The 24,673-nt window shown below is 38.7% G+C and carries 21 protein-coding genes and 2 pseudogenes; 9 read left to right on the forward strand and 14 right to left on the reverse strand.

Features of this window, described 5'->3' with window-relative positions:
* The 8 genes from FY049_RS19095 (at nt 1) to FY049_RS19130 (ending at nt 8,947) form a co-directional block, all read left to right on the forward strand.
* A complete protein-coding gene (locus FY049_RS19095) occupies nt 1–363 on the forward strand; it encodes an RcnB family protein (protein ID WP_105714171.1) in 363 nt (120 codons plus the stop codon).
* Between the two features lie 684 nt (nt 364–1,047).
* Nucleotides 1,048–2,403, forward strand: coding sequence for an amino-acid N-acetyltransferase (gene argA, locus FY049_RS19100; RefSeq protein WP_034618293.1), 1,356 nt, complete (start codon nt 1,048–1,050; stop codon nt 2,401–2,403).
* Nucleotides 2,404–2,738: 335 nt separating this feature from the next.
* Complete coding sequence (locus tag FY049_RS19105; protein ID WP_105714170.1) at nt 2,739–3,698, forward strand: sulfonate ABC transporter substrate-binding protein; 960 nt, start codon at nt 2,739–2,741, stop codon at nt 3,696–3,698.
* A gap of 94 nt (nt 3,699–3,792) precedes the next feature.
* On the forward strand, nt 3,793–4,725 hold the full coding sequence (locus tag FY049_RS19110; RefSeq protein ID WP_085942780.1) for a sulfonate ABC transporter substrate-binding protein: 933 nt from the start codon (nt 3,793–3,795) through the stop codon (nt 4,723–4,725).
* Nucleotides 4,726–4,746: 21 nt separating this feature from the next.
* Nucleotides 4,747–5,916, forward strand: a complete 1,170-nt coding sequence (gene ssuD / locus FY049_RS19115) for an FMNH2-dependent alkanesulfonate monooxygenase (protein WP_004723543.1) — start codon at nt 4,747–4,749, stop codon at nt 5,914–5,916.
* Complete coding sequence (gene ssuC / locus FY049_RS19120) at nt 5,913–6,734, forward strand: aliphatic sulfonate ABC transporter permease SsuC (RefSeq protein WP_004723544.1); 822 nt, start codon at nt 5,913–5,915, stop codon at nt 6,732–6,734. Before ssuD ends, ssuC begins: the two co-directional genes overlap by 4 nt.
* A gap of 9 nt (nt 6,735–6,743) precedes the next feature.
* Nucleotides 6,744–7,541, forward strand: coding sequence for an ATP-binding cassette domain-containing protein (locus tag FY049_RS19125; RefSeq protein ID WP_105714168.1), 798 nt, complete (start codon nt 6,744–6,746; stop codon nt 7,539–7,541).
* Between the two features lie 791 nt (nt 7,542–8,332).
* Entirely contained in the window at nt 8,333–8,947 is a 615-nt protein-coding gene (locus FY049_RS19130) for a TetR/AcrR family transcriptional regulator (protein ID WP_016539535.1), read from the forward strand.
* Between the two features lie 103 nt (nt 8,948–9,050).
* Here FY049_RS19130 and FY049_RS19135 read toward each other — a convergent pair whose 3' ends face one another.
* Complete coding sequence (locus tag FY049_RS19135; protein ID WP_166782870.1) at nt 9,051–9,617, reverse strand: 5'-methylthioadenosine/S-adenosylhomocysteine nucleosidase family protein; 567 nt, start codon at nt 9,615–9,617, stop codon at nt 9,051–9,053.
* A gap of 158 nt (nt 9,618–9,775) precedes the next feature.
* Between FY049_RS19135 and FY049_RS19140 the strand changes: the two genes are divergently transcribed.
* Nucleotides 9,776–10,318: an NADPH-dependent FMN reductase gene (locus tag FY049_RS19140; RefSeq protein WP_004723548.1), complete on the forward strand. Its 543-nt coding sequence runs from the start codon at nt 9,776–9,778 to the stop codon at nt 10,316–10,318.
* Between the two features lie 227 nt (nt 10,319–10,545).
* Here FY049_RS19140 and FY049_RS19145 read toward each other — a convergent pair whose 3' ends face one another.
* The 13 genes and pseudogenes from FY049_RS19145 to FY049_RS19205 form a co-directional block, all read right to left on the reverse strand.
* Nucleotides 10,546–10,812, reverse strand: a complete 267-nt coding sequence (locus FY049_RS19145) for a PAAR domain-containing protein (protein ID WP_004723549.1) — start codon at nt 10,810–10,812, stop codon at nt 10,546–10,548.
* A 38-nt stretch (nt 10,813–10,850) separates the two neighbouring features.
* Complete coding sequence (locus FY049_RS19150) at nt 10,851–11,501, reverse strand: OmpA family protein (RefSeq protein WP_434279581.1); 651 nt, start codon at nt 11,499–11,501, stop codon at nt 10,851–10,853.
* A 118-nt stretch (nt 11,502–11,619) separates the two neighbouring features.
* Nucleotides 11,620–12,111: pseudogene (locus FY049_RS19155) on the reverse strand (type VI secretion system-associated protein TagF); the annotation flags it as partial.
* Nucleotides 12,112–12,182: 71 nt separating this feature from the next.
* Nucleotides 12,183–12,579, reverse strand: a pseudogene (gene tagF / locus FY049_RS19160) (type VI secretion system-associated protein TagF); the annotation flags it as partial.
* A 34-nt stretch (nt 12,580–12,613) separates the two neighbouring features.
* Nucleotides 12,614–16,516, reverse strand: coding sequence for a type VI secretion system membrane subunit TssM (tssM, locus tag FY049_RS19165; RefSeq protein WP_446084177.1), 3,903 nt, complete (start codon nt 16,514–16,516; stop codon nt 12,614–12,616).
* A 37-nt stretch (nt 16,517–16,553) separates the two neighbouring features.
* Nucleotides 16,554–17,945 (reverse strand): hypothetical protein, encoded by a 1,392-nt coding sequence (locus FY049_RS19170; RefSeq protein ID WP_327857918.1) that lies wholly within the window; start codon nt 17,943–17,945, stop codon nt 16,554–16,556.
* Nucleotides 17,946–18,938, reverse strand: coding sequence for a type VI secretion system baseplate subunit TssG (tssG, locus tag FY049_RS19175; RefSeq protein WP_105714162.1), 993 nt, complete (start codon nt 18,936–18,938; stop codon nt 17,946–17,948).
* Complete coding sequence (gene tssF / locus FY049_RS19180) at nt 18,902–20,710, reverse strand: type VI secretion system baseplate subunit TssF (protein WP_004823592.1); 1,809 nt, start codon at nt 20,708–20,710, stop codon at nt 18,902–18,904. Before tssF ends, tssG begins: the two co-directional genes overlap by 37 nt.
* A gap of 17 nt (nt 20,711–20,727) precedes the next feature.
* Nucleotides 20,728–21,201, reverse strand: a complete 474-nt coding sequence (tssE, locus tag FY049_RS19185; protein WP_004723556.1) for a type VI secretion system baseplate subunit TssE — start codon at nt 21,199–21,201, stop codon at nt 20,728–20,730.
* A 63-nt stretch (nt 21,202–21,264) separates the two neighbouring features.
* On the reverse strand, nt 21,265–21,768 hold the full coding sequence (locus FY049_RS19190; protein ID WP_004723558.1) for an Hcp family type VI secretion system effector: 504 nt from the start codon (nt 21,766–21,768) through the stop codon (nt 21,265–21,267).
* 46 nt (nt 21,769–21,814) lie between these two features.
* Nucleotides 21,815–23,296 (reverse strand): type VI secretion system contractile sheath large subunit, encoded by a 1,482-nt coding sequence (gene tssC / locus FY049_RS19195; protein ID WP_004823591.1) that lies wholly within the window; start codon nt 23,294–23,296, stop codon nt 21,815–21,817.
* Nucleotides 23,289–23,798: a type VI secretion system contractile sheath small subunit gene (gene tssB / locus FY049_RS19200; protein WP_004723560.1), complete on the reverse strand. Its 510-nt coding sequence runs from the start codon at nt 23,796–23,798 to the stop codon at nt 23,289–23,291. The genes tssC and tssB overlap by 8 nt, the downstream gene beginning before the upstream one ends.
* 29 nt (nt 23,799–23,827) lie before the next feature.
* Nucleotides 23,828–24,472 carry a hypothetical protein gene (locus FY049_RS19205; RefSeq protein ID WP_004723561.1) on the reverse strand — a complete coding sequence of 215 codons (645 nt, stop codon included), beginning with the start codon at nt 24,470–24,472 and terminating at the stop codon, nt 23,828–23,830.
* Nucleotides 24,473–24,673 lie beyond the last annotated feature (201 nt).

Below are 24,673 nucleotides of genomic sequence, written 5' to 3' on the forward strand. Positions count from 1 at the left end.
ATGAAAAATATCTTAACGACACTGGCTTTATCGATGAGTGCGCTGATTGCAACGTCTGCGATGGCTGCACCGCATGATTATCATCGAAATGATCACAATCGCTATCAACAAAGCCATTGGGATCATAAACATGACAATCGTTGGAATAACAACAACCATTATGACAACCGAGTAAATTCGAGTCAGCGCTGGCGCTCAGGGCAATACTTCCCGACTCAATTCAATTCTTCGCGTTATCATGTCAATTATAAAAACTACCGCCAGTTACCTAAACCTGGAAGATATCAGCAATGGTATAAAGTAAATGGTGATTATGTGCTGGTAAATGAGCGAAATAATCGTATTATTCGTGTGATTGGTTAATGTCAATATTTTAACTTTTAAACCCAACTCAGCTTGGGTTTTTTCACATTTTGAGAATATGATTAAAATCTAATTGATTAGGCAAATAAATAAACTACATACTTTCATTTATATCTCCATAGTTTCTCTATATTTTACGATTAGATTGAATCTGAACTGGTTAATTATTGAATTAGCTAAAAAGGCAAATATCCTCGGTAAATTGTTCAAAATGAAAAGATTAACTTGTGTAATTTCAATGAACAGTAATCCTTAAAATATTTGGTTTTTAACTCAATAATCCAATGTGAATCGCAACACTCATATGACCCTTTTGCACTCGTCCTCCCACGTTCGAGTGCTTTTTTTATTGATTAGGGTCTGTTGACATTTCATAAATGGCTTGCGTTGTAGAATAAAATTGAGCAGGCAAGGCAGGAAACGAAGGGAATAGCGAGACTATTTTCGAGTTTCATAACGCAGACTGAGATAATTTTAGCTACAACCTTTCAGGACTAGCGTGTTTTTTGCCGCTACTTCGTTACGATCTACTCATTTAGAATGACTAAATTTCGTATTCCGTGCCTCGTATCACCTAAAAAACCGCGTAGTCGCAAACATAGACGAATTGTCAGCAGACCCTATTATTCTTGCACTATTTTTGTTTAGAATCGCTGTATCGCAATCATCAATACTGAGATAGGCATGCAAACCGACAGTTTAGAAACAATACAAAGCACAACGCAAGAATACGTGCATTGGTTTCGTCACTCTGCACCCTATATCAATGCCCATCGCGGTAAAACTTTTGTATTGATGTTTGGTGGTGAAGCTGTTGAACATGAAAATTTTCAGCATATTATTCATGATATTGCGCTACTGCATTCATTGGGCATACGACTCATTTTAGTCCACGGCGCTCGCCCGCAAATTACGGCCAACTTGCTTCACAATAAAATTCAAAGCCCGATCCATATCAACCGTCGTGTCACCACACGTGAATCACTGCCTTGTGTTATGAGTGCCGTTGGTTCGATTCGTCTACAAATCGAAGCTTTATTGTCTATGGGACTAGCCAATTCACCTATGTTTGGCGCACGCATTGATGTGGTCTCAGGTAATTTTGTCACAGCAAAGCCGTATGGCATTCGTGATGGTGTCGATTTCCAACTCACTGGCGAAGTTCGCACGATTGATACTGAAGCCATTCAAGGCCATTTAGGCAATCAAAATATTGTGTTACTTGGCCCTACAGGGTATTCCACCACAGGTGAAGTATTTAACTTGCTTGCGGAAGAAGTTGCAACAAAAACGGCTATTCATATCAAAGCCGATAAATTGATTTTTTTAGGCAATCAACAGGGCTTAATGGATGAATACGGGCAATTGAGACGTGAAATTACCCCGCAACAACTCGATAAGCATATTGAAAAATACCAAGATTCAAATTTTGAAATCGCTTTGCATTTGCACAATGCAAAAGAAGCCTCACTAAAAGGCGTAAATCGCGTTCATCTGCTTTCCTATAGCGATGATGGTGCATTGATTAAAGAGCTCTTCACCCGTGATGGACATGGCACCATGATCACCGATGCCCATTATGAAGAAGTTCGTATGGCAAATATTGGTGATGTTGGCGGTTTGATTAATCTACTACGCCCTTTGGAAGATGAAGGTATTTTAGTCTATCGCTCACGCGAACGTTTAGAAAATGAAATCGAAAAGTTTGCCGTCATTGAGCGAGATGGAACAATTCTCGCCTGTGCTGCGCTCTACCCGATTCCATCAACAGACAATGAAGTGCAATCGGCCGAAATTGCTTGTGTAGCTGTACACCCAAGCTATCGCAAATCTAATCGTGGTAGCCAAATTTTGCATTTCCTAGAAGAAAATGCACGTCAATTGGGTATTCAACAACTGTTTGTATTAACCACGCGAACCGCACACTGGTTCTTAGAGCATGGATTTGAACTGGCCAATGTTGATGATTTACCCGAAGCCCGACAAGCGCTGTATAACTATCAACGTAATTCGATGGTCTTTAAAAAATCAATTGCTTAAAATTGATGAATTTTTTTATTCTCAATCAATTATCACATTTGCTGCTAAGCTTATCGCTATAGATTCCATCAAGCAGAATATTTTCTTATTCTTGAGAGTGGAATCTATATATGGTGATTGAATAATACAAATAACATCATAATTTTCAAATTCTTATAACATTATATTTTTATAGAATATCCACTTTATATTTCTCATTTACAGCTAAGCTTAGCAGTTAATTATTTATCTGTTTTTTTCATTAGCAATCACTAAAAACTTATTTTTTTGAAAATACAAAGCCTTTTAAGCTGATGCTCATGCCTTTTTCTGACTTTATAGGAGCATCGTGACTCATGGCGAGCTTATTTCAACCTTCGTGGAAAAAAATCACCCTTATTAGTGCTAGCCTTGCCACCATCATGATGCTTACTGGATGCTCAAAACCACAAGAAACCACAACCTTAAATATCGGTTTTCAAAAATATGGGGTCTTGCCCATTATCAAAGCACGTGGCGACTTAGATAAAGCCCTAAAGGAAAAAGGGGTAAATGTGAAATGGGTTGAATTCCCTGCTGGTCCTCAACTGCTAGAAGGTTTAAATGTCGGTAGTGTGGCCTTTGGTGAATCTGGGGAAGCACCGCCTATTTTCGCCCAAGCTGCAAACTCAAATCTGGTCTATGTTGCCAATCAACCTGCTGCACCTTTGGCTGAAGCCTTAATTGTGCCGAAAGATTCAGCCATTCAATCAGTCCAAGATTTAAAAGGTAAGCGTGTAGTTTTGAATAAAGGTTCAAATGTACATTATCTTTTACTCAAAGTTTTAGAAGCAAATCATTTAAAACTTGATGATATTCAAGTGGTCTACCTACCACCAGCTGATGCACGTGCTGCCTTTGAAAAAGGTGCTGTAGATGCTTGGGTCATTTGGGATCCGTTCTTTGCTGCTGCTGAAAAACAACTCAATGCCAAAGTCATTGCGACAGGTCAAAACTTGGTCAATAACCACCAATTCTATTTGGCTGATCGTAAGTTTGCTGAACAACATCCCGATGTTTTAAAAATTGTGGTCAATGAACTGAATACGACAACGCAGTGGGTGTCTCAACATCAAACCGATGCGGCAAAACTCTTAGAAAAACCGACAGGCTTACCGCTTGATATTTTGAATACCTCAATTTCTCGTATGGGTTTTGGTGTGACTCCAATTTCTAACGATGTGGTAAAGAAACAGCAAGCTGTCGCAGATGCTTTTTATCAACAAAAACTCATTCCCAATAAAATCAACATTCAAGCAGCTGTTTTAGCGAATTAATTTCGCCAACAACGCCGTTAAAGAGGACATTAATATGACCCAGCAAATCGCACAACAAAACACAGCCTCATGGTTCAATGCAACGACTCATGCCATGACCACGATGTTGATCTGTAGCGCAATGCTGGGTTCAGCCTCTGTGTGGGCAATCGATCCAACGGTAAAAGAATTACGTATTGGCTTTCAAAAAAGTTCTATTAATTTTGCAATCGCCAAACAACAAAAGTTGTATGAGAAAGAATTCCCAAATGCCAAAATCACTTGGAATGAATTCCCTGCGGGCCCTCAAATTTTAGAAGCCCTTGCTGTAGGTTCTCTGGATGTTGGTGTCACTGGCGATACCCCGCCAGTATATGCCCAAGCCGCGAATAAACCGCTGTACTACATTGCCTATGAAGCAGCCAAGCCGTTGGCTTCGGCAATTTTAGTGCCTAAAGATTCAAAAATCACCAAACTGAATGAGTTGAAAGGTAAACGTATTGCGTTGCAAAAAGGCTCAAGTGCGCATTATTTATTGGTACAAGCTGTCCGTAAAGCTGGTTTGCAATGGTCAGACATTCAACCGATTTGGTTAACCCCTGCTGATGCCCGTGCTGCATTTCAAAAAGGTGCTGTCGACGCTTGGGCGATTTGGGACCCATTCTTTGCTTCTGCTCAAGTCGAAGATCAGGCGCGTATCCTCGCCTCAGGGCAGGGTTTAAGTCCAAATTATACCTTCTATTTAGCATCGCCAGATTTTGTAAAGAAATATCCTCAAGCAGTTAAAGGCATTATCCAGCAAATTAATACTGCTGATAAATGGGTACAAGCCAATCGTGTCGCAACAGCACAAGCCATCGGGCAAAGCACTGGTTTAAAACCGAAAGTTAGTCAAACTTTTATTGAGCGACGCCCAAGACCTTCGGGTGCAGCACCGCTTTCAGCAAAAGTAATTGCAGATCAGCAACAACTGGCCAATCGTTTTAGCGAACTCAAAATTATTCCAAACAGCATTGATATTAAACAAGCGGTTTGGACAGCGAAATAATATTTTCTAAGGATGAATGAAATGAAAATCTTCTGGTTTATTCCTACTCACGGTGACAGTCGTTATTTAGGTACAAGCAAAGGTGCTCGCCAAGTTGACCATGCTTATATGAAACAAATTGCTGTAGCTGTGGATAATTTGGGCTATGAAGGTGTACTCATTCCCACGGGACGTTCATGTGAAGATCCATGGATTACTGCTGCGAGCCTAATTGATGCGACTAAAAATTTAAAATTCTTGGTTGCGTTACGTCCAGGCGTAACAACACCAGCGCTTGCAGCACGTATGGCTGCAACTTTTGATCGTCTATCCAATGGTCGAGTTTTACTCAACCTCGTTACAGGTGGTGATGAGCAAGAGTTGAAAGGTGATGGCGTATACGAAGACCACGCTTCACGTTATAAAACAGCAGCTGAATACACCACGATTTGGCGTGAAATTTTAAAACGTTCACATACCGGTGAATCATTTACCTTCCATGGCGAACGTTTAAGTGTAGATGATGCTAAGCTGCTTTATCCACCGATTCAAGCGCCTTATCCACCACTCTGGTTTGGAGGCTCTTCTGAAGATGCGATTGAATTGGCTGCTGAGCAAGTTGATACCTATTTGACTTGGGGCGAACCACCTGCTGCGGTCAAAGAAAAAATTGCAGTAGTGAAAGCGAAAGCCGATGCCAAAGGTCGTCAACTTAATTATGGTATTCGTTTACATGTCATTGTTCGTGAGACCAATGAACAAGCATGGCAAGCTGCCAATGAACTGATCCAATATGTAGATGATGCGACGATCGCCGCTGCACAGAAAAAATTTAAACAAATGGATTCCGTCGGTCAGCGCCGTATGGCTGAGCTACATAATGGTGATCGTAGTAAGCTTGAAGTATCACCAAATCTTTGGGCAGGAGTTGGACTCGTTCGTGGTGGTGCAGGTACGGCTTTGGTCGGTGATCCACAGACTGTTGCAGATCGTATTCAAGAATATGCAGATTTAGGCATCAATACCTTTATTTTCTCAGGCTACCCACATTTGGAAGAATCTATTCGCTTTGCTGAACTGGTATTCCCATTACTGCCGTTGGAAACACGCAAGAAACTCACGCAACCTAATTTGACTGGACCATTTGGCGAAATCGTTGCCAATAATTACACCCCTGAAGAAAATAAGAAACCATTACAGGAGCCTGCATGAATGCCTTAATTAACAATGCTGCTCCAGCCAAAAGTACTGCCGTTTCACGTGGAACGAAACAAATTGGGCAGCGTTTGCTGCCTTGGATTGTGCCGATTTTACTGATTGTCATTTGGCAAATTGCGTCTAAAACAGGATTGCTTGAAAGCCGTGTTTTACCTGCACCGACAGCGGTAGTCTCTGCGTTTTGGACACTTTTAGTCAGCGGTGAGCTTTGGCAGCACGTCAAAGTCAGTGCTGGTCGCGCGCTACTTGGCCTCTTAGTTGGTGGTGGGCTCGGTCTATTTTTGGGACTGCTTAATGGTTCATCAAAAGTTGCATCCAACTTATTGGATACCACCTTGCAAATGATCCGAAATATTCCAGCATTGGCGCTGATTCCATTGGTTATTTTATGGTTTGGAATTGATGAGTCTGCAAAACTCTTTTTAGTGGCTGTCGGTGTGTTTTTCCCGATCTACATCAATACCTATCATGGGATTCGTTCAGTTGATCCTCAATTGATTGAAATGGGAAAAAGCTATGGATTAAGCAGATGGCAATTGTATAAAGACATTATTTTACCGGGCGCAATGCCTTCAATTTTAGTGGGTTTACGCTTTTCACTGGGGTTGGTTTGGGTACTGCTGATTGTGGCAGAAACAATTTCCGCACAATCTGGAATTGGTTATATGACCATGAATGCGCGTGAATTTTTACAAACAGATATCGTGCTAGTAGGTATCTTGCTGTATGCCCTTTTAGGCAAACTTGCCGATGTATTTGCACAATTTTTAGAAAAATACCTATTGCGTTGGCACGCAGGTTATCAAAAATAGGAGTCTGATATGACCGATTTAAGCATTAGCCAATATGCCAATGACTTGGTGGCACCAACCGAGATTGTTGAAGAACAACAAGCAAAAATTGGTGCAGAAATTTCGATCGAACAACTGCATAAATATTATGGCGAAGTTAAAGTTCTTGAGGACTTAGATTTAAACATTGAAGCTGGTGAATTCGTTGCAATTGTGGGACGTAGTGGTTGTGGTAAAAGTACCCTACTGCGTTTAATTGCCGATTTAGAACAACCCAGTTATGGTGAAATCAAATTTAAATCTTTATTAAATTTCCGTGAAGGGATCATTGCAGATGATATTCGGGTGATGTTCCAAGATCCACGCTTATTGCCATGGAAAAGTATTCTAAAAAATGTGCAATTGGGTCTAGCCAAAAACCAATTTTCTAAAGCTGAGCAATTATTAGAAAAGGTCGGATTAAAGGAGAAATCTGGACTTTGGCCATCACAGCTTTCTGGTGGACAACGTCAACGAACGGCGCTTGCTCGTGCTTTGTCACATACACCACGAGTCTTATTACTGGATGAACCTTTAGGTGCTTTAGATGCATTGACGCGACTAGAAATGCAGAATTTAATTGAAAAGTTATGGTTAGAACAAGGCTTTACCACCATTCTGGTTACCCATGATGTTAGTGAAGCAGTTCAACTCGCAGATCGTATTATTCTTTTGGATAAAGGACATATTGCGCAACAGTTTCAAGTCGATTTACCACGTCCACGTCAAAAAGGTGTAGCATTTGCCGAACTTGAACAACAGGTACTCAGTGCTGTGCTTGCGACATGAACAGCAACAAAATACCCTTTTGTTGGCAACGCAAGGTATTGTCGAGCAGAATATTTTTGTCTTTACATATTAGGGTCTGCTGACATTTCATAAATGGTTTGCGTTGTAGGTTAAAATTGAGCAGGCAAGGCATGAAACGAAGAGAATAGCGAGACTATTTTCGAGTTTCATAACACAGGCTGAGATAATTTTAGCCACAACCCTTCGGGACTAGTGTGTTTTTTGTCGCTACGTCGTTACGAACTACTTATTTAGAATGACTAAATTTCGTATTTCGCGCCTAGTATCGCCTAAAAATCACACGTAGTCGCAAACTTAGACGAATTGTTAGCAGACCCCAACCTTGCGGAACCATGTTGCTGATCTTGAATAATTAAATCGAATATTTAGTCGTTTTGATCGGATAGAAAATGTTCGCTGTCACAAATATGTTTAAGTTTTCAACCGTTTCTATTGATTAAAAATGAGCTGGGTATTTTAAAGCAAGTCAGTTTTCTTAAATGAAAATTAAATCATGCTATTTTAGATTATCTAATTTTTAAATTAACTCAAAAATTAACCTTATACTAAAAAATGTCACAAAATTTAAATATTAAGTCATAACTGACAGAATTTTAAAATAAGATTTGCTCCAGTTTAGTGCAAAATTAGATAATAGGGATCTACGATCGACTTAATAATAAAACTTCATCATTATTTATCAGAAATATACCAAAATAATGCTGCTTTCTGTGCACAAATCAAACATTTTACCGTACAATTTAATAATCAGTTTTTCGATTAAAGATGCGATGGAACAAAAAAAGAGTGCTCAAAAACGCCAGCAGCTGCTCAATGCTGCACTTGACGTATTTTCTGTCTATGGTTTCAACGGCGCAAGTCTAGATGAAATCGCTCAATTAGCAGATATGCATAAATCCAATATTTTCTACTACTATGAAAATAAAGAAGCCTTATATGTTGAAGTGCTAACGACAGTTATGCAGAAATGGTTAGCACCGTTGCAGTCGCTTGAGTCAGAATTGGAACCGACAGAAGCTTTGTCACATTACATCATGACCAAAATTGAAATCTCTAGAACTCAGCCTAAAGCTTCAAAACTTTTCGCGTTAGAAGTGATTCAAGGCGCGCCACATATTTTACCGATCCTCAAAGGCCCGCTTAAAAAGCTCTTTAAACGCAAAGCTAAAGTGATTTTAAACTGGCAGGCGCAAGGTAAAATATCAGATCAAATCGATGCTGAATTGCTGATTATTAATATTTGGGCATTGACTCAAAATTATGCAGACTTTAGTACTCAAATTGAAATGGTGACTGGTAAAACTTTGCGTAATAAAAGTATGTGTCAACGCGCAATTGAACATACAATCCATATGACTTTATATGGTGTGTTACCGCGCAATTAATCATCCAATATACTTATTGGTTATTTTGGCAAACGGCCATAGAGTTCTATGGTCGCCAAGACTCAATTTTAAACTTTATATAATACTCAAACAAACTAAGTCTTTAATAAATAGACTGATATAGTTTTAACAACTTTTGCGCACCCAATAATAAATTATCTTCCCAATCTAAATGTGCGGTGTCATTTGCACCATCTGTAATGTATTTAATCGAAACTAAACGCACATCTAATTTTTTACAGACTTTAGCCAGTGCATAGCCTTCCATATCGACCAAGTTACAGCTCACTTTGGGTTGTCCTGTTTCAAAACTATCCCCTGTACCACAAACACCCTGCGCTAAATGTGGAAAATACGATTCTAAATGAATTTCGCGTGGAAAATGCTCATCCATTGGCGTAACGCCCACATCAAAACCGAGTGGGGAAACATCCATATCACGTTGCACAAAGGTTTTTACCTCAATCAACTCATGGGCATCAAAGAAAGAACTTCCTGCACTACCTAAATTCAGTATGGTTTTACAGCCGGTTTTTTGAATAACATCGAATGCCGTATAGGCTGCATTAATCTTGCCAATCCCGCTATAATGGACAGTGATACCTGCTTGTTCAAATAACCCTTTAGATTCATTGGGTAAAGCCATAATCAGTGCAATGTCGTCTTTCATATCTATTCAAAATTAAAATTTTCCTTATTAGAATGGAAATTCAAATCCTGATCAATCTTATTATTAACTCAAAATTTTAAAATCATATACAAATCACTACTGTACCTATGACCTTGATTGCGCATAATGTTTTAATAGAAAAATAGAGATGAAAATAAATGAATATCCAAATCATCGTGGGCAGTATTCGAGAAGGTCGTGTTGCCATTAAAGTCGCAGAATGGTTACTTAAAGAAATCCAAAAACTCGACTTCAGTACCCTCAATGTTGAAATTGTAGATTTAAAAGAATGGGATTTACCTTTCTTTGCCGGAAAAAACTCACCCGCCTCAGGAATCTATGATCAGCCTAAACAGCAAGAATGGGCGAAAAAAGTTGCTTCTGGAGATGCGTTTATTTTCATTACACCAGAATACAATCACGGCTATAGTCCTGTACTGAAAAATGCCATCGACTTCGTTTATAAAGAATGGCAGAGTAAACCTTCGGCTTTTGTCAGCTATGGCGGTACCAACGGTTCACGTTCAATTGATCAAATCAAACAAGTCTGTGCTTTTATTGGCATGATTGACTCTAATGCAGTCATTGAACTGCGAGATATTGGACAACGTGGTAAGAGTGAAACCTTTGAGGGAAATGAGTTTGATAATAAAGCAGTCAAGTCTGTGGTAAACAAACTGATCCAATATGCCAATGTCTAAAATCACATTGTACGCTTTAGCTTACATCACTTGCATGCATTGACGGCTAGGGAAGTTGAAGCAAATATCCTATTCTATAGTCATAGGGAACAGGAAGTTTCCCAGACATAAAACAATAATCATCGGTCTGTACATCAGGAAGTGAGGTAGAACAGGAGTTTACCTAGCGAACCAATACGAAAAAGCCCCGTCAGGATGATGGGGCTTTTTTTTATAACTTGGACTTTTTAATTTTGCCCAACTGTTAATGACTGATCACCAATACATTTACATCCGCAAGATAAAGGTGAATTATGCTGAGCAGCGGGCTTTCCCATCACCAACATATGATTATCACCTGCAACAATGCTGGCGACACATTTATGCTTGGGACAAGTCGCCTTATCCCCTACACACGCAATCGCTTTACCATCAATCAGAAAAGAAGACTGAGCAGAAATAATTTTTCCACCACCTGTCGTGGGTGACCCTAACGTGATATATGGAAGTGCCATAGTGCCTACCTTTTATTGTTTTGTTATTGAATAAAAATTTATAAAACATCGAACTCAATACGGCGGTTCTTTTTACGCCCATCTTCAGTTGCATTATCAGCAACAGGTTTGGTTGAACCCAGACCAGCTGTGCTTAAACGAGTCGGTGCAATGCCTTTCGTAGTTAAGTATTGCTTCACCGCTTCAGCACGTTGCAAACTCAAATCCTGATTCTTCTGTGGATTACCTTGGCTGTCAGTATGCCCCACAATTTTAACATTTTTACCTTGGACTTTATTTAATGCAACCACCATCTCGTCTAAGATTTGTGTACCTGTTGGGGTAAGTACGGCTTTGCCAGATTCAAACTCAATAATTCGATTTTTTAGTGCATTATCAATCACAGATTGCTCAGCAGCATTCACTGAAATTTGAGAATTAAATCGATAAGGTGGTTGAACTAAGGATTGGAATAAACTGGTGGTTGGCTGAATATCAGTTTGCACACCCATTTTCCCAACCAATTCAACTTGCGTGCCTCGTACAGAGAGCTTACCTTGGCTAATCTTCTTTAAATCTGGGGTAATCACACGTGTAACCGAATCACTCCAGCCATTCGGTGCGGATACGGCTCGAATTTGGATTTTATCAACAACTTGATCATCACCATAAACCGCTTTTAACTTCGCCAAGATTGCTTGTTTGGTCATGTCATTCGGCACAGCACCTTCAACCACAATCGGGGCAGCAAACACATTGAATGAACAAAATAAGCTAGAAATAAGCGCAAATTTTTTCAATATTTTGACTTGTTTATTTTTCATATCATTATTCATCTATAAATGTTTGTCTAAAAATTTTCATGCCTTGAACCAGACTCAATTGACGTTCACATAAAGACTGTTCTAGTGCTGCTAGACCTGCATTCTGTTCCAGATAGGCATCAATCCATAACGGTTTGACCAAAGACACCCAATGATCATTTTGCATATTTTGAGTGAAAATATTACTCAAAGCCGTGATATCTGCCCCTTGGAATCCAAATAATAAAATTGGAGACTCCTGGTGAAGAATACCAATCAAGATCTCTGTATTACTTTTTTCTAAAAAGCGTCCGATTAAGTTGACCCAAAAGGCAGCAATTTCATAGCAATAATTATGATTATTAATCGGTAAAATAAGCACCTTAGATAACTTACTGGTACCGTGTTTAAGCACCGGCTGTAGTAATAAGCCCAAACCCAACATACTTTGTGCCAATTCATAAGGCGTGATCTTCATCATTTGTGCAAATGAATGCATGGTATGATTTTCAAAAAAGTCCTGCGTTTTTAATTCAGGTAGAACCTGTATTTCACGATCAATTTCACCCAGCTTATTGATCAATACTTCAGGGTCACGAATGGTTCGGATGCTTCGATTTTTTTGAAATAAATCAATCAATACTGGTTTATATTTAAACGGCGCATAGAGTAAGTTTTGAAAGGGGTGATCAACTTCTAATAACTGGCTTAAAACCATTGGAAATTGACGACCAGAACTGTCTTCACTGGTCACCATATTTGCCGCAAGAAACATTCTTTCCTTAGGGTTTGCGATAAAGAAGTCTAAAGGTGCTAATGATTCATAAGCTTGATTAAAATTTTCTTCTCGCATTGCAAGCTCTAAAGCTTCCGTAATCCATTGATCAATCACTTGAATCAATGAATATTGCCCTTTTGTTTTCAGAAAATCACCACGTGCGGGACATTTTCCATAATACAACGGTGTAGACTTTATCGTTTGCATACTTTAATCCCTCGCGTCAAATCGTTCCCTTGAATCATTGAGCCACTCCTTTTCCGGCAGCATTTGCCGCATTGCCAGCAGGAGCCGCAGTTGGGCTTGCTGGTGCGGTTGTCTGAGGCTTAGGTGCAGCTGCTGTCGGTGCAGTCGCACCGCCAAATGGTGAAGCTGCTGGTGAGTTTGCACTTACGGTAACAGGCGCTGCCTGTGCTGCAACAACCAATGGTGCTTTAGGACTTGTGACTCGATCAACCAGTTTTAATCCAACATAGCCACGATTAGAACCAATTGGATTTGAAGCATTACCACTAATTAAACGGAATTGAAGTTTCACAAACAAATCACTGTTTTGTTTGCTTGCCCATGTCATTTCAAAGCTTCCATTCAATGACTTACGTTGTGCGCTATCAATTAATTTATTGATCCCGTATTCACCCGGCTCATCAAATATGGTATGGGTTTGCCCATCTAAATCGATTGCAGTAATGCGTGCTCCTGGTATTGCACCAGGATTTGGCCACATGAAGTTAACCCATTGTTGGATGCCATTTTCATAAACCAAGCGCTGCCCATCAATATCAATGGTATAGGACAATAATTTATTGTTAGGGATTGGATAGAATTGGAAATTTGACTGATTGGCTGCAACTGGAGCACCACCTGATGCTCCCGCAGAAGCACCATTAATTGGGGTAGTATATTGCTCAAAATTCATCACGAATTCAGGATTTAAACCTATACCCATGTTTTTCCAAGTCTTCGAGGACAATGTATAACCACGACGAATAACGAATGGATCAAGGGTTTCTTTTACAAATTTAGAAATGCTGCCGTTATCACCAAAAATTTGGCTAATTTCACTACTGGTCGCTTGAATGGTTCCAGAAGAGTTAAATGGAACTTTTTGCGAAAGTGTTTGGCTAAATGGTTGGAAAGCCTGCAAGGTCCAAAGTTTATTAATTTCGTCCTGTGCTGGGGCCAACAAACTGTCAAAAGATTGCGTTAATGGACTCACCAACAATTTTTGAACCATTTGCTGATCTAACTCACCCAAACCAACCGTCAATTTTTCATCGACGACTTTTTGAGTGGTGTTGAAAACGGAACTTTGATCATTAATGGTCAGTTTCGCTAAGGCCAAAGCACTTGGACCAAAGTCACCTGCACTGCGTAGATCATTCAGCTTACTTCTGACTTGCGCCATATTCTGTAAATAATCATCCAGCAGTGATTTGTCCTGTAAATCATCACGTTTACGGACCAATTGGTAGAATACTTGGAATTGTTGAGAAATCTGCCCTTGTGCTTGATTCGATGCACGTTGGATATCATCCGTTTTACCTTGACCTAAAACTTTACGCTTAAACCAAGCAATAAAGCCAGTTTGTGGTGCGGCAAGCTCAGCTTGAACGACTGGATTATCCCAACTGGTTTCTTTTGCAACACGGTCAATATAGGTACGGATTGGAGAGTTTTGTGGCTCACCCAACACATCCATGACCTTGGCTTGCTGAACAAAATCAGCACCTTTCGCATAATGGGTAGCATTAATAAACTTCTTCCATTCAGCAATATATTCTTGCTTATACAACTGAGTTAACTGTTTACGAATTTGGTCAGGACTACCACTAAAAGTTAAATCATCTGACTGGGTACTATTCAGCACCCAATCTTTGGTATCTGTTGGCTTATTCGCAGCTTCTTCAATCGCCTTATCGACATATTCATCCCATGCTTTTTGGGTAAATATACCAGGCAATGCATAACCACCGAGCATAACATTACGATTGGTTTCACCGACAATTTGCGCCACCGTCACCGCAGGGAATCGAACAGCCGCACGCATTTTAATTTCATTATAAACGCGATCACGTGCTGGCATTCCACGTACAACAGAGAGCAATACTTGACGGGTTTGATCGACCAATTGCGCATCAGACTCTAACACTGGAAACTTTTTATCATTGGCTAAAGTCATTGAGTAGCTCAATATTTTTTCAGCTTTTTGAATCATTTCGCCACGTGGCATTTGCCCACGATTGGTGTCTAACCATGAACGCCAGAAACGAGTGACTTGGTCACTTAAATGACTCGCATCCATATATTGTGGATTGCTCATCATCAAATAGGCTTTTAACGCATTGTAGGCATCTTGTGGATTGGTATCAGAAGGTTCTGATGCAATCTGTGTCGAAGACGCTTGTTTAATTTCTACATTGACATGATTTTGCTTAAGCGTCTGCTCATTGCCTTTTACACGTTGTAAATATTGTGCAATGTTTTGCTGACTCGGCGCTAAAACAATCTGTTTCACACCTTTTAAATATTCAGCTTTTAATTTTTCTTTTAAGTCATTGCCTTGATATAGACCAAACGAAAACTTCAATGGGCGATGCTGATCAAAATCATCTAATTGCTCTAAACGTTGTTGCAAAATCAGTAAAGCATCGATTTGGGTCGAGAGCTCTTGACCCGAAGTTTGCTCCATTTGCACAACTTTATTTAAATCGGCCTGAACATCTGCAATCAATTGTTGATTATTACGATAAGACCATACCCATAGTCCTAAAATGATGGAAACACCCAATAATGATGCAATAAACGCCAAATAACGTTTACGCTTTGTGGTCGGGTTAATATGTTGTTTAACTAGGTTTTTATCTTTGAGAATGACTTCTGAGAATAGCCCTTTTAAGAAATAGCCATGATTCTGAGAAATTGAATTTTGTGGAATACCATGTTCGCTATTGGGGATTTTAGTCAGCTGAAAATCATCAACAATTTGTTCCGTCATCGGGCTTTCTATCACGCCCTCTTGTAAAGCACTGGTAAAGTAAAAGCCACGGAAGACTGGTTTAAACTGATACGGATTTTCTTCAAATAAAGTACCAATAAACGTTTTTAATACAGGTTTTAAAGTCTTAAATTCAAGTGGGAAAGTCATCACACTTGGCGAAATATTTTGCGCATGACGGCGACTTAAATGGGTGGTACTGACCCCTTTTAATCCATCATATAAAATATTGTAGTGCTTCTCAAAATGTTCTACAGCATTCTGTGATGATTCAGAGTCATAAGGTAAGGTCGCACCCCACACTTGATCAAACTCAGCGGATTCATAACATTCAAAAAATTCAGTGAATCCTGCAATCAAATCCATTTTAGAAAAGACCAAATAAACAGGTGCAAAAATTTCTAAACGTTCAGTTAAGTCTTGAATACGCGCTCTTAAACTTTTCGCCAATTTGATCGATTTTTCAGGGCTTTGACTGACCAACTCAGCCACACTGACAATCACAATTAAGCCATTGATCGGCGCTTTAGAACGGTTCTTTTTCAGAATATTTAAAAAGCCTAACCATTCTGAATGGTCTTCAGAATACACAGAGTATCGACCAGCTGTATCCAGCAATACCCCTTCTGTTGAGAAAAACCAATCGCAGTTTCGGGTACCACTGAGTCCTGAAGACACCACTTTTTGATGGGTCTCTTCAAAGGGAAATTTTAGTCCAGAATGGTAAATTGCCGAGCTTTTTCCCGCAGCAGGGTTACCAATCACCATATACCAAGGCAACTCATAGAGTGCTGCGTTACCACTTTTATCACCCAATTTAGACTTACGAATCAATTGGATCGAATCTTTCATCTGCTGATTGATCAGATTTAATTCTTCTTTATCTTTTTGTTTTCCATATTCAGCAGTGGTGTCTTGTTGAATCGCTTCAGCCAATGCTTCACCTTGTTCTGCATGTTTACGGCGCTGGATCAACCAGTAGATGCCGTAAATCACCAATCCAAGAATGTAAGCTGCAACCATCATAAAGAAGTACTGACGCGGCACTACACTATATGAAGAAACGAGCGCAACCAGAATCGAAAGCGCAATCACCAGTTTCGGATTTGTGATGTACTGCCATGCATAGCTTAAAATTGTTTGTATCATTTTCTCTATTTCTTTCTAAATTTATCTGTAAGTTCTATGCAAACTCAGTCCCAACAAGCACTTGGGTTTGCTGATGTTCAGCACTATAAACATAACCGTACAACTCATCTTTAAAGTGCAAACTCAACATAAAACCAAAAACTTTGGCTAAGGGTTGGGTATGGCCTAGGCTATTTTTACTGTAAAGATAATGATGCGCTTCAATCGCTGTTTCGGCAAAGTTTTGTTCAAGTTTCTTTAACAGCTTGATCTCTGCTGGGTCGTCTAAGACCAAGACAAAGCGCTGTTCTTGATCAAACTGTTCTGCTTGGTCTAAATTCAACTCTTTTAATGTTTTAGATGCCTGATCAGAATTTAAAGCAATTCGAATATACTTTATTGCTTGTAAATTTTGCAATTCGACCTGAGTATTTGTCATACAACAGGTACTGATATACTCAGATGGAATATATTTTTCAGTCATCCACGTCCGATCATCTATGGTTTCTTGATCAATTTCTGAATCTACTGCAATAAACAGTGATGCCTCAGAATCCAGAAGTTGGGTTCTTTTCAGCAACTTAATCCAGTCTTTATACGCAGTTGTTTCACCCCAATAATGATATTCAGTGCCAAATTGCTGATCGAGAATGCCCAGTTCAGTAAGATAATGATGAACCAATTCTGAAGCTGAACTTTCATCCCAGCTATGGAATAAATTTTCTGGCAAAATAATATGAATATTCAAACGATTAAGTCGAGGTACTGCTTCTGCAACCTGTTGTTCTATCGGCTCATCCTCATAGTCACGATGAGGGTCAATCCAAGCAGGATGCATACGATATTCATGTGCAAGTTTCGCATCATAAAAGAGTGCTGAGTTTTTTAGGTGCTCTGCAATTTGATATAAAGTTTCAGTATTCTGTTCTAATTGCTGCTGAATTAATGCACTTATACGCTTTTGACGACTGGAAAGACTAGATGCCTCATCCTCTAACGGTTCTTCAATCTCTTGAACACGGAATGAAAGAATCGGTAAGCCATAACCATTGACCAATTGCGAATCAAGTTCAGGACTTGCCACATCTTGAAGCTGATCAAGCTGTGCTTCATTTTCGCCTAAGGCACTTAAACTTGTCGCTGAATAAACTTTCAAGTCTACCCATTCAATTTTTTCTTCAACTTTAGCTTCAGTGGTTTGTTGTTGTTCTGAACTTTGTTCTGCCTCAATTCTTTGTTGTTCTTTCTTCTCTTGGCGGCTTTGATAAATCTTTTTGATCAACATTGGGCTTAGAATTAACAAAGTAATCGCCGCTGGAATCACCCCAAAGAAAATCAGAAAATCTTGCCCATTTGGGTCATATTTGATATCACGCCAATAAAACACCACGATTACCGAAACCAGTAATATTGTGCTGACTAAAGTTCCTAAAATTATTTTGATCACTTATGACACTCCAATCAGTGCATAACACGTTTCATCATTGTCACTTTGAGTTTTTGGCATCACAAAAGCACCTTGTGCCAAACCGATTTGTGTTGTTGAACTCAGTTGTAAAGGCTGGACTTCCTCTTTTGCCAAGACTAAACGTAGATCGACAAGTAAGGTAGGACTACACCAACTTTGCAGAATTTTCTTTAACTTCTTACTCAATTTTTTCTTGGGTAAAAATTCTAAATACTGTGCATGGCTCAATGGTCCAATTTGAATCTCAATTTTTCCATCAATTTGTCGAATCGTTTCTCCACAAAAAGTATTTACACCTAACAAAAAGGGTTGCTTGCCTCCCAATGTAGTTTTCTGGTCATCGCCGAGTTTAAACTTTTCGGTAATATATTCTTTGACTTCAACCTGTTGATTGAATACGCAGGTCAGCATTGTCTTTAGTGCATGGGCTGTATTGTTTTGCCCCTGCATCAGCCCAGAAAATTCAGCAAAATAATCGTCTAAATCACTCTGTTGATGTTGTGTCCGAATATAACCATTTAATGCATGCAGGATTTCTAAGTAATTATTTTCTTTCTCAACCTCATAACGTACAGGCAGGTTATAACTTAAACTGGCTTCAACAAATTGAGCTGTAAGCTTATGATTAAATAAGCCTAAAAACTTTTGAACTTCAACACGCTGTTTACGCGGTGCTTGTTTCACTTTATTGGTATAGGTATACGGCATTGCGCCTTGCATACCAGTTAAACCGACAATCAAATTGGTAAGATGAATTTTTTCATCTTGTTGTTCGAGTAATTCAATTTCATGTTTTGGGAAGTTCAAATTTAATGAACTTTCAAAAAGAAAATCGTCAGACCAATTCTTTAAAACAGCAGTATTGGGCGCATGTCTAAATAATCGTGTGGTTTGGATAAATTCAAAAGCTGTAGGGGTTTTAAAAAGCTCATCAATTACAGAAGCTTCTTGCCACCAACGTTCTGTACGCATTGGTATAACTCCTGTTTTGTATTTAAATCTCGAACAAAAACGTCAACAAAACTGTTCATCTGTACTTTTAAGTTAAAGATATGACTGATCAATTCGCTGAAAATATATAAGCTATGCCCTCTAAAGACTTGGACATCTACATCCATTAAAACCTTCACCCCACGTACAAACATTGGAAAGGGTTTGGCTTCAACCAGTTTATTCGTGATTTCAAACTCAATTTTTTTAATTGCATCAATAATTAAATGATTTTCTTTAGATTTTGGTAGGTTATAAAGCTCTAATAATTCTTTAATATGGCTGACAGCATCACCTTTCATTAACGCTAAAGTATTTAATGAAAGATGCGAAATAATACGCCATTGTTCATTCTTATTTTTTTCAAATTGGAACGGTGCAGTAGGTCTTTTTAACACCAATGCACGACGAGCAACGGTACTGTCATTCAAATTCAAGACATTATTTGACTGACCCAAAGCTTCGTGCGGTAATTCACGATTGGAACATAACAATTTACAACTGACAAAATCAGACTTAATACTGTGCGGTTCTAATTGTTTAGAAATAATTGAATAGCCCGTTTCTACATATTGATTTTGTAAAACGGTTGGATTTAATGCATAAAAAAACTGAATATCATCACCGTGATAATGACTCATGGCAAAGAAAGGTAAAATCGGATAAACCACTTGATCTTGGTTGCTTTTTTCACGGATCAAATTCATTTCAACGATTGAATACACTTGATAGAACTCAGGATGATGTGCATCCGTCATCAAAGGATATTCTAAGTTTTTATGATTGATTTTTTGTGGCTCAGCTTGTTTCTCAAACAAATTGACGACTGGGCTGGTAAATAACTTAAAATTTGCCACATTCAATTCTGAATAATTGCGAATAATGGCTTGGTCATTTAAATTCAGTTTTAAATGGATCTGCACTTCAAAACTTAGATTTTCTTCTTTTAATAATTTTAAAAAATCTAAATTCAAATTTAAATAACTAAACTTTTCAGGAAAGCAGAAATATTCGATTAATAATCGGTAAGCATGATGGGTATGTTGATCAACCGGCAATAAACTTTCATTTTCATCAAAACCCATCACTTCAAACGGATTTTTTATCGCCACAACTTTATGATTGATACGAAGACTAAAACTGGTCTCTTTATGAAAGATATGATCTAGAACTTGCAAAGGAAAGTTTGAAATCGCATCCAAATAAATGGGGAGCTTTTCATTTTTCAACCAATTTTTAGCAGGGTTTAATAACTCAAATTTTAAATTTAATGTCGCATTTTGGTTTAAATGAATATGTGCGCTAGGATTGGTTTGGAAACTCAGGCTTTCTAGTTGGATCGGCAGTAATTTAACTTCAGCACTGGTATTAAACTCACATTGGACACCTTTGAAACTTCTTGATTTTAAAGTGGTCCCTTTGGGAATAATATGAACATCTGTCAATTGTTTTTGCTTGTTTAAGTCTTCAAAACTCACAACTGAACACGCCGGAAAATGGCGTAAATATTGAGGAAACATCACCTCAAATAAAGAACGTGTAAAGATGTCGTAACTATCAGCTAACTTTTTATCAATACGTGCGGCAATTAAAGAAAATGCCTGTATCAGGCGTTCAATATGTGGATCATCAATTTGTTCTTGATTTAAAGATAATCGTTGTGCAATTTTTGGGTATTTATCTGCAAAGGCACGCGACTGCTGTCCAAATTCTTGTAATTGCTTTTCATAATACGGTAAAAGTTCTTCTATCACGACATACCTACTTTATTTTAAGATCTGGCAGAAATCACATATTGCTGTGTTGTTGGCTTAAGTAAGGCATCAAAAATTACAGGTTCATAAAGTGGGTGGATATTTAAATAAGCTTGAATGCTTAGGCATAACGAACCAACATTTTGGTCATCTAACTGCATTTCTACTTTAATTTGTTTTAAGCGTGGTTCATGTGCAGCAATCGATTGTTCTATAGACTGGCAGATGGTATCTCGATCGGTTGGATTCGCTGTTGAAAGCCCAACAAAATCAATAATGCCAAATTGTACAATAGACTTTTTCACTAAAGGAAAATCATCGATTTCCAAATCTAGCTTGGCAATTCGTGTATTTAATAAATCTTCTAAATCATGAGCAACAGACTCTCTTAACTCATGAATCGAAAGCCCTTTAATATAATCATCTTCAACAATTAAACGATCAAATAGTGTAGATCGAAATCCATATGGGTATAGTTGATCTAAATTCATAATGTATATTCTAATAATATGAAACAGATAGGGACCCGAGTCCCTATCTGTTCCAACAAACAATTAAGCAGCGTAAGATGCTGTATTGTTAGAAAGAGACCATTTCTTAGTAACGGCACCTTTAGCAGAACCGTTAATATCTTGTTGATTATAAGTCCACTCAACCGCAGCATATTTAAGACCAAATGCTTCAGTTGGAACACCTTCTTCATTTACCGTAGGCGTTACACTTGAAACAAGTACATGCTTAAGTTTGATTTGAAGGTACTTAATACGTTTGTCACCATTTGCACGGTAGAAGTCAATTTGAACTTCATCAAATGTATAACCCGCAGAACAAGCTTCCCAAAGTTTTGGACTAGTTGCATCCAAATCTTTAACAAAAAGCATATCTGAGTGTTCTACACGTTCAGCAGTATGACCACCAACGCTTGAAGAAGTCGCAGATTTCGGCTGACGAATATTATGAGACCAAGAATTAACTTCTAGCCAATTTTTGTGCTCAGAATCACGCGACTCGCCATCAACCTTGTACTTACCTTGGAATTGAACGTATATATCTTTCATTGGATTACCCTTATTTTTTAAAGTTATTATTTAGCCACGCTCTATTTTAATTCGAGGACTGAGGTAACTCAGTGACAAGTCGCAAAGAAACCGACAACTCATCTAGCTGGAAATGCGGTCTTAAGAAGACCACAGACTTGTAGTGCCCTGGCTCTGCAGGATTCTCTACAACTTTTACAGAAGCTTCACGCAATGGATACTGCGCTTTAGCTTCTTGTGAAGCACCATCATCAAGCAATACGTATTGTGATAGCCATTCATTTAAAAATGCTTCTACATTACCTGCTGAAGCAAAGCTTCCGACTTTATCTCGCATCATCGCTTTTAAATAATGTGCAATTCGAGAAACTGCCATGATGTATTGGATCTGGCTAGATAATGATGAGTTCGCATTTGCGGTATCACTGTCATACTTCTTCGGTTTTTGCGTAGACTGTGCACCAAAAAATGCTGCGTAATCTGTATTTTTACAATGAACAAGTGGAATAAAACCTAAGTCACTCAACTCTTTCTCACGACGGTCAGTGATCGCAATTTCAGTTGGGCACTTAAATACAACTTCACCATCATTGGTTTTGAAAGTATGTACTGGTAAGCCTTCGACCATACCACCACCTTCAACACCGCGAATCGCAGCACACCAACCATGGAGGTCAAATGCATTGGTCAAACGAGTACCAAACGCATAAGCTGCATTCATCCACAAATATTCATCATGGTTTTGCCCTGAAACTTCTTCCACAAAGTTAAAGCCTTCAGTCGCCCAACCTTCTTTTGGATCATAAGGCAAACGGCCTAAAACGCGTGGCATTGTCAACGCAACATAACGAGCGTCATCGCTTTCACGGAAAGAACGCCACTGTACATATTCTGCTGTTTCAAATACTTTTGAAACATCACGAGGACGATCAATATCTGTAAATGATTCAAGGCCTAACATATTACTGCTTGCTGCCGAAATAAACGGAGCATGTGCCGCTGCTGCAACATGTGAAATCTGTTCTAACAGATACATGTCTGAAGGAGTACGGTCAAACTCAAAGTCACCGATCAATGTTGCATAAGGTGCACCACCGAATGAACCGTATTCTTCTTCATAAACTTTTTTAAACAAAGTACTTTGATCGAAATCTGTCGCACCTTGGAAATCTTTGACCAATTCTTTTTTCGTTGTGTTTAACATACGAATTTTGATCAATGGATTTGAAGGTGACTCCTGACAGAAGTAATACAAACCACGCCAAGTCGATTCAATTTTCTGAAACTGCTCATTGTGCATGATTTTACTGAGCTGCTTTGAAATCAACGCATCTATTTCAGCAATACGCTTATCAATCGATAAAGACATATTTTCTGAAACAGTGATTGTTCCTGCCATCACTTCTTTGGCTAATTCACCAATCAAGCTTTTCGCACGGTCATGCTCTTCATCATTACGTGCAATTCGGCTACGCTCCACGATAGAATCAAGTAAACTTACTTCTTCTACGGCTGCATCTTGCACAGTATTGGTTTGTAAATTACTCATTTTCAGGACCCGCCTCAGCGCTTAATTTACGAATCTGATCAGTATTTTGTAAGACTTCATCAAGTAAATCTTCCAAACGCTCACTATTTGAAATCTTGTTTCTCAAATCCGTTAAGCGTTCACGAGCTTCAACTAATTTTCTCAATGGTTCTACTTGTTGTACCACTTGTTCTGGTCTGAAATCTTCCATCGATTTAAAGGTTAAGTCGACCGACATACGCCCACCCTCTTCAGTCAGCGTATTTTCAACTTGATATGCGGCACGAGGAGACAACGACTCCATCACTTCATCAATGTTTTCTAAGTCAACATTAATAAATTTTTTATCTTTTAATTTGGTTTTTTCTAACTCAGAAGCAGCAGAAAAGTCACCTAAAACACCTACAACAAAAGGTAACTCTTTAATTTCTTTACCATCACCGACTTCAACATCATAAGTCAGTTGAACACGTGGTGGTCGGATTCGCTGTAATTTCTTCTGTACACTTTCACGTTTTGACATTTTTGTTATCCATTAATTTGGGCAATAAATTATGTTGGGAAGTTCGGTCTTGGTGCTGATGACGTAGACTTCGGTTTCGCTGGCGTCGCAGTAGGCTTTGTCGCTGGTTTTGCAGCAGGCGTTGAGCGTGTTGGTGTAGCACGGTTCTTCTGAGGGCGACTTACCTTCTGAGGACGAGCACGCTCTACAACTGGGGCACTTTCCTGATTTTTTTCAACCAAAACTGCTGCTGGCATTGCTTGTCTAACTGCGTCAGTAAAACTTTTCGCAACAGGATAGGTTTTATCCTCAGTCAAATATCTCATTTCACGTGTGCGCATTTTATTCAATGCGTCAGAAGCTAAGCCAATTCCTGCAAGGAATTTGACATCCGTTAATTCATTGCTTTGGATGTTTTGCGTTTCTAAATAATTGACAATTTGGATGGCTTTATCATTTTTTCCAATTTGCTGAAACTTCTCTGCCGCTGAGACCAACAGTTTGTTTTTATTGTCTTTATTTTTCTTATCACACAATTGTGAATAGACCGCCAACAACTCAGGATTGGTTTCTCCCTCGACCATTGGGTAATCTTTTATACAGGATCTTTTTAGTTTGATTTCATCATCCGCGTAGACAAATGTAGTCGCCAATGATGCGCCAAGAACTAAAATATATGGAATAAAATTCTTCAAAATCCAACCTCAATATTTACTTGATTCAGTTATTCAATAGATTTACTTTTGATGTTTTATAAATATGTATAATTAAGCAATTTCGTTAAAGACTTAAAAATAAGACTAAAAAAACGTACCCTCGTCAAGTTAAATTTCGTATCAATATTTTAACCGTTTGATAAAAATGACTTTTTTAATTGGTTGCATAATATACATAAT

This window comes from Acinetobacter sp. 1125_18A, assembly GCF_052824985.1.